At 66.2% G+C, this 13,330-nt stretch carries 10 protein-coding genes; all 10 read left to right on the forward strand.

Going from position 1 to position 13,330, the window contains the following annotated elements; genetic code table 11:
• Nucleotides 1-72 precede the first annotated feature (72 nt).
• The 10 genes from M2351_RS15835 to M2351_RS15880 all read left to right on the forward strand — a co-directional run bounded on the left by M2351_RS15835 (nucleotide 73) and on the right by M2351_RS15880 (nucleotide 13,295).
• Nucleotides 73-1,026, forward strand: a complete 954-nt coding sequence (locus M2351_RS15835; RefSeq protein ID WP_264657081.1) for a UDP-glucuronic acid decarboxylase family protein — start codon at nucleotides 73-75, stop codon at nucleotides 1,024-1,026.
• A 309-nt stretch (nucleotides 1,027-1,335) separates the two neighbouring features.
• Entirely contained in the window at nucleotides 1,336-3,330 is a 1,995-nt protein-coding gene (locus M2351_RS15840) for a carbohydrate-binding domain-containing protein (protein ID WP_264657082.1), read from the forward strand.
• Nucleotides 3,331-3,699: 369 nt separating this feature from the next.
• Nucleotides 3,700-4,182, forward strand: a complete 483-nt coding sequence (locus tag M2351_RS15845; protein ID WP_264657083.1) for an acyltransferase — start codon at nucleotides 3,700-3,702, stop codon at nucleotides 4,180-4,182.
• 134 nt (nucleotides 4,183-4,316) lie between these two features.
• On the forward strand, nucleotides 4,317-5,345 hold the full coding sequence (locus tag M2351_RS15850; RefSeq protein WP_264657084.1) for a Gfo/Idh/MocA family protein: 1,029 nt from the start codon (nucleotides 4,317-4,319) through the stop codon (nucleotides 5,343-5,345).
• Nucleotides 5,342-6,451, forward strand: a complete 1,110-nt coding sequence (locus tag M2351_RS15855; RefSeq protein ID WP_264657085.1) for a DegT/DnrJ/EryC1/StrS family aminotransferase — start codon at nucleotides 5,342-5,344, stop codon at nucleotides 6,449-6,451. Before M2351_RS15850 ends, M2351_RS15855 begins: the two co-directional genes overlap by 4 nt.
• 26 nt (nucleotides 6,452-6,477) lie before the next feature.
• A complete protein-coding gene (locus tag M2351_RS15860; RefSeq protein ID WP_264657086.1) occupies nucleotides 6,478-7,545 on the forward strand; it encodes a Rossmann-fold NAD(P)-binding domain-containing protein in 1,068 nt (355 codons plus the stop codon).
• 37 nt (nucleotides 7,546-7,582) lie between these two features.
• Nucleotides 7,583-8,569: an SDR family NAD(P)-dependent oxidoreductase gene (locus tag M2351_RS15865; RefSeq protein WP_264657087.1), complete on the forward strand. Its 987-nt coding sequence runs from the start codon at nucleotides 7,583-7,585 to the stop codon at nucleotides 8,567-8,569.
• A complete protein-coding gene (locus tag M2351_RS15870; RefSeq protein WP_264657088.1) occupies nucleotides 8,566-9,801 on the forward strand; it encodes a DegT/DnrJ/EryC1/StrS family aminotransferase in 1,236 nt (411 codons plus the stop codon). Before M2351_RS15865 ends, M2351_RS15870 begins: the two co-directional genes overlap by 4 nt.
• Nucleotides 9,802-9,830: 29 nt before the next feature.
• A complete protein-coding gene (locus tag M2351_RS15875) occupies nucleotides 9,831-10,775 on the forward strand; it encodes a glycosyltransferase family 2 protein (protein WP_264657089.1) in 945 nt (314 codons plus the stop codon).
• Between the two features lie 279 nt (nucleotides 10,776-11,054).
• Complete coding sequence (locus M2351_RS15880; protein ID WP_264657487.1) at nucleotides 11,055-13,295, forward strand: GumC family protein; 2,241 nt, start codon at nucleotides 11,055-11,057, stop codon at nucleotides 13,293-13,295.
• The last annotated feature ends 35 nt before the right edge of the window (nucleotides 13,296-13,330 follow it).

Here is a 13,330-nt window from a genome sequence, read left to right on the forward strand (position 1 = left end):
CGGCCGGCGGGCGTCCCGATCACACGGATCCGCCCCCGACCCAGGGCGGCAACGAAGAGAGGAAATCAGGTTATGCACGAACGGAAGCGAGTTCTTGTTACCGGTGGCGCCGGGTTCCTCGGCTCCTTCTTGTGCGAGCGGCTGCTTGCCGACGGGCACGAGGTCCTCTGCGTCGACAACTATTTCACGGGGTCGCGCGAAAACATCGCCCACCTGCTTGACGACCGGAACTTCGAGGTGCTGCGCCACGACGTGACGTTCCCGCTCTACGTCGAGGTGGACGAAATCTACAATCTCGCGTGCCCGGCTTCGCCCATCCACTACCAGTTCGACCCCGTCCAGACCGTCAAGACCAGCGTGCACGGGGCGATCAACGTGCTCGGCCTTGCCAAGCGGACCAAGGCCAAGGTCTTCCAGGCTTCGACCAGCGAAGTGTACGGCAACCCGTCCATCCATCCGCAGCCGGAGTCCTATTGGGGCAACGTCAACCCGACCGGCCCCCGCGCCTGCTATGACGAGGGGAAGCGCTGCGCGGAGACGCTGTTCTTCGACTACCATCGTCAATACGGCGTCCGCATCCGCGTGGCGCGCATCTTCAACACCTACGGGCCGCGCATGCACCCCAACGACGGCCGCGTCGTTTCCAACTTCATCGTCCAGGCCCTGCGCAACGAACCGGTAACGATCTATGGCGAGGGCACGCAGACCCGCTCCTTCTGCTATGTGGACGACCTGATCGAGGGCTTTGTGCGGCTGATGAAGGCCGATGATGACGTGACGGGCCCGATCAATTTTGGAAACCCCGGAGAGTTCACCGTCCGGGAATTGGCCGAGATGGTGATCGAGATGACCGGGTCCCGATCCCGGATCGAGTTCAAGGCGTTGCCGCAGGACGATCCCCTGCAGCGGAAGCCGGACATCACCAAGGCCCGCGAAAATCTCGGCTGGCACCCCACCATCCCGCTCGCCGAGGGGCTCGAAAAAACGATCGCCTTTTTCGAAAAGAGGCTGCGGGACATGCGCTAGGCGCCGCAACCGGCCTTATGCTTTCCAATCCCTTGTTGGGCCTGCGTTTTCGGACGGGGACGCAACGATTGGCCGCCTGATTTCCGACCCGTCCGCTTCCCCGGAAAGGCGTCTCCGCGGCCTAAATTAAGCGGTATCTGAGACATATTTATGATAAAATGAGTCTTGTTTGTGAAGCAATAAAGTGGTAAACGAAATGATTCATAAATCGTTAATTTGTCGATTTCTATGTTCATGCGACGTTATTGCTTTGCCTGTTCGCTTGGCATCGCGACTAACAATAGCAAACATTGGAATTGGAGTAATCAGATGGCCAAGTCTACTCTTCCCGTTCGTTGGGCCCCGCCCGCGCTGAAGGCCGGTTACACGGTGATCGACCTGAGCAAGACGGGATCGCAAGACTGGTTCCAATTCGCTCCGGACGAAGATGTTGTGTTCATCGCGTCCAACACCACGCGAACCCTTCCGCGCCTGCAGACCAGCGGCGGTCACAACATCGTTGTGGTCGGCGGGGAATACACCCCGGCTGCCGGGACCTCTGCCGACGCCACGCTGAAGTTCACCAATGTGACCGGCGAGGTATGGGTCGAGGGCGTCCATATCGACAATAAGAATGTCGAGCGCGATGCGATCGCGGCGTCGAGCGCCAGCGGCAAGAACGCCACCATCACCATCCAGAATTCGCGCATCGACAACGTCAGCGGCCACCAGTCGGGCGTGCACGGCGACGTCTTCCAGCCGCACGGCCCCATCGGCGACCTGCGCATGTTCAACGTCACGGGCGAGACCTCCTTCCAGGGCTTCTTCCTGGCGCCGCAGAACCACATCAGCTCGGTGACGATGGAGAACGTCGACATCGACTATCTGCCGGGCGTGGAATCGCAGAGCTGGGCCTACTACTTCGTCGACAATTCGACGATGGGCTCCCTGTACCCCGTCTCGCTGAAGAACGTGTACGTCGACGAGCGCTCCGGCCAGCACGCCGAGCAGAACTCCGTTTTCCCGCCGGCTTCCCTGGGCGGCGCCGTCCGGTCCGGCGACACCATCACCTGGCCGACGCTCCCCTACAAGGGATCCATGACGGTGGGCGATCCGAAGACCGCGACCGGGGACTTCGTCGACAACTCTTCCGTCGGCCTGGGCTACACCCGCGACCTCAGCGCGCAGGTCGTCTATGCGCCGACCGATGGATCGACCACGCCCACCTCGCCGACCTCGCCCACTCCGCCGACGTCCCCGACCCCGCCGACCGATGGTTCGACGACGCCCACCACCGGCTCGACGAGCATCACGGTCAACGCCTCGGGCATGGCCGCGGGCGGCGTGAACGCCCACTTCAAGCTGCTGGTCGACGGCAAGGCGGTCGGCGAGGGCACGACCACCAGCACGGCCAAGGATTTCATCTTCAAGACGGACGTGACTTCGGGCCAGGCCCACAAGGTGCAGATCCAGTACGACAACGACGGGGTGGTCAACGGCGTCGACCGCAACCTGATCGTCAACAAGATCACCATCAACGGCCACGCCGTGAACCCGACCGACAGCAACGTCTCCTACGACAAGGGCGCGCTGGACGGTGTGGACGTGATCAAGGGCCAATCGGGCATGTGGTGGGGCGGTACGCTGATCGTCAGCGCCGACCAGTCCTACTTCCCGACGGGATCCACGACGCCGACGGCGCCGTCCACCGGCACCACGAACGCGGCCGCGATCACCGTGAACGCGTCCGGCTCCTCGGCGGGCGGCGTGTACGCTCACTTCAAGCTGCTGGTCGACGGCAAGGCGATCGGTGAGGGCACGACCACCGGCACGGCCAAGGATTTCACTTTCAAGACGAACCTGACCGCCGATCAGGCGCACAAGGTGCAGGTGCAGTACGACAACGACGGTTCCGTCAACGGCCAGGACCGCAACCTGACCGTCAACAAGGTGACCATCAACGGCCACGCGGCGAACCCGACCGACAGCAACGTCACCTACGACAAAGGCGCGTTGGACGGCGTCGATGTGGTCAAGGGCCAGTCCGGGATGTGGTGGAACGGCACGCTGGTCGTGAGCGCGGATAAGAGCTGGTTCCCGGCCTCCGCCACCACCGCCGGCACGGCCACCGCCCAGTCGCTGGACGGCGCGACCAACCTGTGGACCCACGTGGCCACGCAGGACGCGCAGGCGGCCAACAGCGGCACCGCTGATGCGGCGGTCCACTACGACCTGCACAACAGCACGGCCGTTGGTGAAACGGCGGCGCACACGCTGGCGCTCGATCACGACCACCTGCATCATCACCAGGACTTTGCCGCCTAAAGCGAACTTCCGTTCGCTTTAGATTCAAATGGCCTCATGTGCCGGCCGGGCTCCGGCCGCACGTGCGGCCGGGACTGCGGTCGCAGTCCAAAGCGAACTTCCGTTCGCTTCAACACCAGGGCATCGAAAACTACGGGAACGCCGGCAGTCATTCTGCCGGCGTTTTCTTTTTGCTGCCGCTCATGGCCGCGAATGGCCACGGCGGGCCGCGGAAGAGGCCGCCGCGCCCGTCCATGGGCCGCTCTTTACGTCCCAGGGCTTAGCCAACCTACAACCACCGGCCTTCCTGCGGATTGGGATCGTTTCGACGCAGCCCCGACACGATAACGTGGAATCGAAACAAACGCCTTTCGCATCGGAATAACAAACATGCCCATTTCAAACGACGTGCGTCTGGGCGACAACACCCGCATCTTCCAACCTGATCTTGTGAACCTTTACGGCTGCACCATCGGAGACGAGACGAAGGTCGGTGCTTTCGTGGAAGTACAAAGGGGCTGCTCCATTGGCGCCCGCTGCAAGATCTCCTCGCATTCCTTCCTGTGTGAAGGCGTCGTCATTGAAGACGAGGTGTTCATCGGCCACGGGGTGATGTTCATCAACGATCCCTTCCCCCGTGCCACCACCGCCGAAGGCCGGCTGCAGGACACGGCCGACTGGGCGGTCGTGCCGACCCGGGTCCGGCACCGGGCGTCGATCGGGTCGAACGCCACGATCATGTCCGGCATCACCATCGGGGCCAATGCCCTTGTCGGCGCCGGGGCCGTGGTGACCCACGACGTCCCGGACCATGCAATCGTCACCGGCGTGCCCGCCCGGGTCGTCGGCGACGTCCGCCACCGCTCCGACTGAGTGTCCGGCGGCCTGCTCCGCTCCACGAAGCGGATGCCTCGGTTCGGCGCAGCCGGTCATGGAACCGTCCGGCGCTCCGACGGAATGCCATCAAAAAGCCGGTTCGGCACCGGCGGACATCATGCGAGGGTCTGATGATCAAAATCGGCATTATCGGCTACGGCTATTGGGGCCCCAACCTCGCCCGCTGCTTTTCCGAAGCGGACGGTTCCCAGGTCGCCGCGATCTGCGACGCGTCGCCCGAGGCCCGGGCCCGTGCGGCCAAGCGCTATCCCGGCATCTCCATCGTCTCCGATCCGCAGGAGGTGATGCGCGATCCCACCATCGACGCGGTTGCCATCGCGACGCCGGTCCGCACCCATTACGGCATCGCTCTGGAGGCGCTGTGCAGCGGCAAGCATGTGCTGGTCGAAAAGCCGATGACGGAAACCTCCGACCAATCACGCCGCCTGATCGATGAAGCGGCAAAGCGCAACCTCGTCCTGATGGTCGACCACACCTTCGTCTACACCCCGGCGGTCCGCAAAATCCGGGAGCTGGTGGCGCGCGGCGACCTGGGCGACATCTACTACTACGACTCCATCCGCGTGAACCTGGGCCTGTTCCAGCGCGACGTGAGCGTGCTGTGGGACCTCGCGGTCCACGACCTGTCGATCCTGGAATATGTGCTGGGCGACCAGCCCGTCGCGGTGTCCGCCAACGGCGCCTGCCATTTCGTCGGCACGCAGGAGAACACGGCCTACGTCACCCTGTTCTTCGGCTCCGGCACGATCGCGCACGTCAACGTCAACTGGCTGGCGCCGGTGAAGGTGCGGCAGACGCTGATCGCCGGCAGCCGCAAGATGATCATCTACGATGACCTGGAGCCGGACGAGAAGGTCAAGGTCTACGACAAGGGCGTCACCGTCGCCAACAGCACGGAGCAGATTTACGAGTCGCTGATCGGCTACCGCTCCGGCGACATGTGGGCGCCGCAGCTTGCCACCACCGAGGCGCTGCGAACCGAGGCGGACCACTTCATCGCCTGTGTGCGCGACGGGGAGACGCCCATCACCAACGGCGCCGCCGGACTGCGCGTGGTCAGCCTGCTGGAGGGGGCCAGCCTCTCCATGAAGCATCGCGGCGGCCCCATCGATCTCGACGTCATGCGGAGAGCCTCGTGATCCCCTATCTCGATCTTCAAAGCCAGTACCGCTCGATCCGTCCCGAGGTCGAAAAGGCCGTTCTGGATGTTCTGGCGAGTGGCCAGTATGTCCTCGGGGCGCCGGTTGAGGATTTCGAGAAGCGGTTCGCCCGCACCTGCGGCGTCCGTCACTGCGTGGCGGTCAACACCGGAACGTCGGCCCTGCATCTGGCGCTGCTGGCGGCCGGCATCGGACCGGGGGACGAGGTCATCACCATTCCGATGACCTTCATGGCAACGGTCGCGGCGATCGTCTACACCGGAGCAAAGCCCGTTCTGGTGGACATCGATCCCCACAGCTGGACCATGGATCCGGCCAAGGTGGAGGCCGCGATCACCCCCCGGACCAAGGCGATCCTGCCGGTGCACCTGCACGGCCAGATGGCCGACATGGCGCCCCTGCTCGACATCGCCCGCGCCCATGGTCTGACGCTGATCGAGGACGCCTGCCAGGCGCACGGCGCCCGGTACCGCGGCCAGACGGCCGGGAGCCTCGGCGATGCGGGCTGCTTCAGCTTCTATCCCGGCAAGAACCTGGGAGCGGCCGGAGAAGGCGGGGCGCTGGTCACCGACCGGGACGACATCGCCGAAAAGGCGCGCCTGTTGCGCGACTGGGGCCAGACGGTGCGATACCGCCACGACGTCATGGCCTTCAACTACCGGATGGACGCCATCCAGGGGGCCGTCCTTGGCGTCAAGCTGTCCCACCTCGACGGCTGGACCGAGGCGCGCCGCGCCGCCGCCGCCCAGTACGACGAGCATCTGGCCGACGGAGGGATGGCGCTTCCCGCCCGCATCGAGGGGCGCCGCCATGTCTACCACGTCTACGCCGTTTGCGTGCCGGAGCGCGACCGGATCCGCGGGCTGCTCAACGAGGCGGGGGTCAGCACCGGCATCCACTACCCGATCCCCATCCACCTCCAGCCGGCCTGCGCCGATCTCGGCTATGGCCCCGGCGACTTCCCGGTCACGGAACAGTTCGCGCGCGAGACGCTGTCGTTGCCGATCTTTCCGGAAATGACCGGGGAGCAGATTGCCGACGCTGCCAAGGCGCTGCGCAGCGCCGTCGCGACACTGGCCGGCTGAGCGGCCGGCAACGGGGAGATGCGCGGATGACGACGCTTCCGCCAGGAGCCGCTCCGCCGGGATTCAACCCGGCCCGGCTGGTCGCCCTCATGCGCGCGGGGGTTGAGCGGTGCGGGCTCGACCTCCGCGGCATCACCGTCCTCACCGAAGCGGCGTCCGGTGCCTACGCCAGCACGGCCATCCTCGCCGCGCTGGCCGGGGCGGACCGGGTTCATGCGGTGGTGAAGGACACCGCCTATGGCTCGGCGGAGGCCGTGCGCGCGGAGGTCGAAGGTTTGGCCGCCATGGCCGGCGTGGCCGACCGCCTGCGGATCGCCACCGGCGATCCCGTGGAGCTTGCCGCCGGCGCCGACCTCGTCACCAACAGCGGCCACGTCCGGCCGATCGATGCCCGGTTCATCGAACGGCTGCCCGACCACGCCGTGATCGCGCTGATGTACGAGGTGTGGGAGTACCGGCCGGCCGACATCGACCTTGCCGCCTGTGCGGCGCGCGGCATCCCGGTGGTCGGCGTCAACGAGCGTCACCCGTCGGTTGACGTCTTCTCCTTCCTCGGGCCGTTGGCGGTGCAGGAACTGCACGCGGCGGGGATTCCCATTTACGGAAGCCGCATTGCCCTGCTGTGCGACAACCCTTTCGCTCCGTTCATCGAACGCGGTCTGACGGGAATGGGGGCGGAGGTGCTGACGGTGGACCACCCCGGCTCCCTGCCGTCCAGATGCTGGGACGCCGTGCTGGTTGCCCTGCGTCCGCGCGGAGCGCCGGTGTTCGGGGCCGACGACGTCGCGCGGGTTCGTCGTCAATCCCCCGGAACGGTGCTCGTTCAGTATTGGGGGGACGTCGACCGCGACGCGGTGCATCAGGTCGGCCTGCCGCTGTGGCCCCCGGCCGCACCCCGTCCCGGTCACATGGCCGTCCTGCTGTCCGCCATTGGCCCGGACCCCATCGTGCGCCTGCAGGCCGGCGGCCTGCGCGCCGCGGAGTGGGTGCTGCGCAACGGCGTGGCGTCCTGCCCGCCCGGAGGCATCGCGGAATTGCTGCCCACGCCTTCGGCCTCCTCGTCCCCAACGGGGGATGAGAAGGCCTGGGCGTGAACCAAAAAACCAACCATATCGCTGGAGACGTCGCAAGATGGACCTGAAGAACAAACGGATCCTGGTGACCGGTGGGGCGGGTTTCGTCGGGTCGCACATCATCGACCTGCTGCTCGATGAGGGGTGCAGCCGGGTGTATGCCCTCGACAACCTGGTCCGCGGCAACCTCGGCAACCTGGCGCCGGCCCTGGCGTCCTCGCGTGTCGAATTCGTGCAAGGCGACATCCGCGACCGGGCTCTGGTCGACCGGCTGGTGGGCGAATGCGACGTGGTGTTCCATCAGGCGGCGCTGCGCATCATCCATTGCGCGGCAGAGCCCAGGCAGGCGATGGAGGTCATGGTCAACGCGACCTTCGACCTGCTGGAGTCCTGCGTGAAGCACAGGATCGAGAAGGTCGTGGCCGCGTCCTCCGCGTCCATCTACGGCTTGGCCGAAACCTTCCCGACGACCGAGGGGCACCATCCCTACGCCAACCGCACGCTGTACGGAGCCGCGAAGCAGTTCAACGAAGGCCTTCTGTCGTCCTTCAACGACATGTACGGGCTGGATTATGCGGCGCTCCGCTACTTCAACGTCTATGGCCCGCGCATGGACATCCACGGCAAGTACACCGAAGTGCTGATCCGCTGGATGGACCGGATCGCCGCCGGTCAGCCGCCGGTGATCTTCGGCGACGGCTTGCAGACCATGGATTTCGTCCATGTCCGCGACGTGGCGCGTGCCAACATCCTGGCCGCGCGGACCGACTTCGGCGACGCCGAACCGTCGGGCCGCGTCTTCAACGTGGCGAGCGGCATCGAGACCAGCCTCCTGCAACTGGCGCAGGCGACCGCCAGGGTCATGGGCCGGCCCGATCTGGTTCCGGTGCACGAGGAGGAGCGCAAGATCAACCCGGTGTCGCGCCGTCTCGCCTCCACGGATCTGGCGCGGCGCGTTCTCGGCTTCGAGACGTCCATCAGCCTGGAGGAAGGCTTGGCCGGTCTCGTCGCGTGGTGGCAATCGCAGAAGGTGGATGCGGCATGATCCCCCTCACCAAGCCCATGGTCGGGACCGCCGAGGCCGAGGCGGCCGCAACGACCATCCTGTCCGGCTGGCTGACCCAGGGCCCGGAAGTGGCGGCGTTCGAAGCCGACTTCGCCCGCACGGTCGGCTCGCCGCACGCCTGCGCCGTGTCGAACTGCACCACGGCGCTTCATCTCGCGCTGCTGGCGGTGGGGGTGAAGCCCGGCGACGAGGTGATCACCGTCAGCCATTCTTTCATCGCCACGGCGAACGCGATCCGCCAGTGTGGGGCGGTCCCGATTTTCGTGGATGTGGAGCCGGACACCTTCAACATGCTGCCGGACGCGGCCGAGGGGGCGATCACGCCGAAGACGCGCGCCATCCTCTGCGTCCATCAGATGGGCATGCCCTGCGACCTGACGCGGATCGCGGCGATTGCCGCGGCCAACGGCGTTGCGCTGGTGGAGGACGCGGCCTGCGCCATCGGAGCGGAGATCCGGATCGACGGCGCTTGGCAGCCGGTCGGCCAGCCGGTCGGCGATGTCGCATGCTTCTCGCTCCACCCCCGCAAGGTCATCACGACGGGGGAAGGCGGCATGCTGACCACCCGGTCGGACGCTCTGGACCGCCGTTTCCGCCTGTTGCGCCAGCATGGCATGGACATCAGCGACCGTGAGCGTCACTCCGCCCGCGCCGTGACCTTCGAGTCCTACGCCGAGCCGGGTTTCAACTACCGGATGACCGACTTCCAGGCCGCCATCGGCCGCCACCAGTTGCGGCGTCTTCCGGAGATCGTGGCGCGCCGGCGGGAGCTGGCCCACGGCTATCGGCAACGGCTGGCGGATCTGGTCCCGGAGGTCGCGCCCGCGCACGAGCCGGAATGGGCGCGTTCCAACTGGCAGAGCTATTGCCTCCGCCTTCCGACCAGGGTCGACCAAAAGGCGGTGATGCAGGCCATGCTGGATGCCGGCGTCGCCACCCGCCGCGGCATCATGTGCACCCATCGCGAGCCGGCCGGCGCCGACATCCCCGTTCGCCACTCCCTCCGGCAGTCGGAGTTGGCGCAGGACCACGGCCTCATCATTCCGCTCTACCCGCAGATGACCGATGACGACCTCGACCAAGTGGTGGACGCGTTGCGTACCGCCCTGGGCAGGGCCGCTTCCGCGCCGGGGGCCGGCCATCCGGGCGCTGGCCGTCCGGGCGCCGCCCGCGCTCGCGTCCCCGTCAGCAATCTACGGACGACCGCGTGAGGAAACCCCCGAACCCGGAGGCGAGCGCGATGCCACGCCCCACCTACAGCGTCATCATCAACAACTACAATTACGGCTCTTTCATCGAGCGGGCCGTCGACAGCGCCCTGGCGCAGGATGCGGAGAATGTGGAGGTGATCGTCGTCGACGACGGCTCCACCGACCATTCCCGCACCGTGCTGGAGCGGTACCGGCCGCAAGTCCAACTGGTTTTCCAGGAAAACCGCGGCCAAGCCGGCGCGATCAACGCCGGCGTTCTGGCCAGCCGCGGCGACATCCTGTGCTTTCTGGACGCAGACGATTGGTGTGCCATGGGAAAGCTGTCCGCGATCGGAGCCGCCTTCGCCGCCGATCCGCGCCTCAGCCTCGTCTACCATCGCCTCCAGCCGGTGCTGTCCGACGGGACCTTCACGCTGAAGCCGATCCCGCGGACCCTCTGCTCGGGTGACCTGAGGCGCCGTCTGGCCCGGTCCGCCGGCTGGTGGCCCTTCCCGCTGACGTCGGCGGTCGCCATCCGGCGCGCGGCGTGGAACGAGGTCGGCCCCATTCCCGAAAGCTTCCGGATATCCGCCGACGCCTGGCTCGTCGGCATCTACCCGTTCGTCGGCCGGGTGGCCGCGCTGCCGGAGGTGCAGGGCTACTACCGGATCCACAACAACAGCTGGTATCGGAGCGTCGACGACGCGGACATGCTGCGCAAGCGGATGTCCCATTGGGAGAGCACCGTCGAGGTGACCAACCGCTTTCTGGCGGACCACGGCCAGCCATGGCGGCTCAACCTCGACAACCACTTCCCACATCGCCTCGCGGCCCTGCGGCTGTCCGGGGGCGATCCCCTGCAAGGCATGCGGCTGCTGGTCCAGGGCCTGCGCTTTGGCGGCGAGCCCAACCTGTTGCGCCGCGCGCGCAATGTGCTCCGCCTGGCGCCCGAACTGATCGGCACCGGTCCGCCCGGCATAAGGGAGCATTCCTGATACCGGGTTTGCGGATCGATCGCACGGAATTTTCCGTTTCCGACAAATGCTCCAAAAATCGTCGCTGCATCATTCAAGTACTCATTTTTGAGGAATTGGGCATTCCGAAGATATGGACGATGCTCGTCGCCTGACGCACCCAAACGTTTGGGGCGCCGGCGCAAGCTTGGTGGGAGTCTCGGTATGGCGGTTGTCGAACGCGTGCCTTCATCGCCCCTGAGTGCGACGTACAATCCACCGTCCGACAGGGACTTGTCGGTGACTCCCTGGCTGTCCCGCATGATCCGGATGTACTGGCAACAAAAGTACATCCTCCTTGCGTCCGTCGTGCTGTTCGTCGGCATCGGTTACGCGCTCGTCCAGCGCATGCCGCCGCTGTATCGCGCGACGGCGACGCTGATGCTGGATCCTCATCAGCGAACGGTGATCGACGTGGCCCAGGTGGTCACGCCGTTCCGGCCCGACGAACTGTCGATCGAGAGCGAAATCCAGGTTCTGCAGTCGTCAGACATCGCCCTGAAGGTCATCGCCAAGGCACGCCTGGACCAGTCGCCCGAATTCAGCCCGGCGGCCGAGCGCGCGTTAATCGCCAGGGAAGAGAGGGAGGCGGCAAGGCGCATGAGCAGCCTTGAACCGCCCACGACCCTGGAGGCGTTGCTCACCGACCTTCGTGACCTGTGGGCGGAGGGCAAGCGGCAGCTCGGCGCGCTCTGGGGCGTCGACGTCGAAATCCCCAATCCGGCCCGGGACGCGCGGCGCGACCAGACCGTCATGCTCGAACGGTTCGAATCCGCGCTCCAGGTCGGCCCGCTGGGCCACTCGCGCGTGATCGGGGTGACCTTCACGTCGCAGGATCCCGTGCTCGCGGCCAGGGTCGCGAACACCATCGTCGAAACCTACCTGGCCCAACAGGCGAGTGGCCGGCTGAAGGACACGGAGAAGGCCAACGACTGGCTGGAGCAGCGCGCCCATCAGTTTCGCGGCGAGGCCGAGCAGGCGCAGAAAGCCTATCTCGACCGGCTGACGAAGGCGCAGCCGACCGCCGGCGTGGACGTCGAGCTGCTGCGCAGCCAGTTGCTCGACCTGAACCGCAGCATCGCGCAGGCCGAGGCCGACTACAAGGCGGTCCGCGACCGGCGGGAACGGCTGGAAAAGATGGTGGCGAGCGGCGACCTCGGCAAGCTGGCGGCCGAGTCCAAGTCGGAGAACCTGGAGGCGATCCGCCTTCAGACCGTCATTCTGGAACGCCGGCGGGCCGAACTCGCCCGGCAACTCGGCGACCGGCATCCCACGATGTCGGCCTTGAACGCCCAGATCGCCGCGATTCGCCAGTCCATGAACGGCGAGGCCCAGCGGCTGGTGTCGGACACCGCCGCCGAGGAAGGGGCGATGAAGAGCCGCCTGCAGGCGCTGCACGAAAACGCCCAGCGAACCCAGGAAAGGCTGCGCATCTTCCAGGAAGCCAAGGCCGAGATCAGCACGCTCGAACGGGAAGCGCGGAGCAGCGAGGAGATCTACAACACCTTCCTGACCCGCTACAAAGGAACGAGCGCGGCCCCGCTGGTGCAGCCGGAGGCCTGGGCCGTGTCCACGGCGCTGCCGCCCGCCGATCCCGCGCTGCCCCGGGGACGGATGATCCTCGTCCTCGCCGGGCTGTTCGGGCTGGGCCTCGGCGGCGCGGGCGTCACCCTGCGTGAACTGCTGCAGACCGGGATGAGGAGCAACGACGAGATCGAGGACCAGTGCGGTCTGCGTGGGCTGGGTCTGTCCCCGTCCCTGCCGCGCCGCGTGGCCAGCCGTCGAGACGTCGTGCGGTATGTGCTGGAAAACCCGCGCACTCCCTTCGCGGAGTCCATTCGCATCATCACCAGCAACACCCTGGCCCTGCTTCAACCCTGCGACCGCGGCGTCGTCATCAGCGTGGGGTCGGCGTGGCAGCATGAAGGCAAGTCGACGGTCGTGGCGTCCGCCGCGACGCTGCTCGCGATGAGCCGCTTCCGCGTCCTGGTGATCGACGGCGACATCCGCAAGCCGTCGCAGCACGACCTCTTCCGCCTGCCCAACGGTCCGGGCCTGAGCGAATACATGAGCGACACATCGGACGAAATGCCGGTCCCGCAGATCAGCCCGGAAACCGGCATCCATCTGGTGACCAGCGGCACGGTCGGCCTCACCGACGCGCGGGCTCCCCTGTACCTCAACCATGGCGACAAGCTGCAGCGACTGATCGATTGGGCACGCCACTACTACGACATCATCCTGATCGACATGCCGCCCTGCATGCCGGTGGTGGACGCCCGGATCATGGCGTCGTTGAGCGACCGCTGCATCTTCGTGTCGCGCTGGCGCTCCACACCGGTCAGCAAGATCAAGTATTCGCTGCGGGAACTGAAGGCGGCCGGCGCCGACATCGCCGGATTGGCGCTTGTGCAGGTGGATGTGCGCAAGCATGCCGCATCCGAATACGGCGACAGCGGCATCTATTTCAAATACGGCCGCCAGCGACCGCGGGAGCACTGACGCCCTAGCCTTCCCATAGAAAGAATCGGCTTCTG

Source organism: Azospirillum canadense, from assembly GCF_025961225.1.
GTDB lineage: Bacteria > Pseudomonadota > Alphaproteobacteria > Azospirillales > Azospirillaceae > Azospirillum > Azospirillum canadense.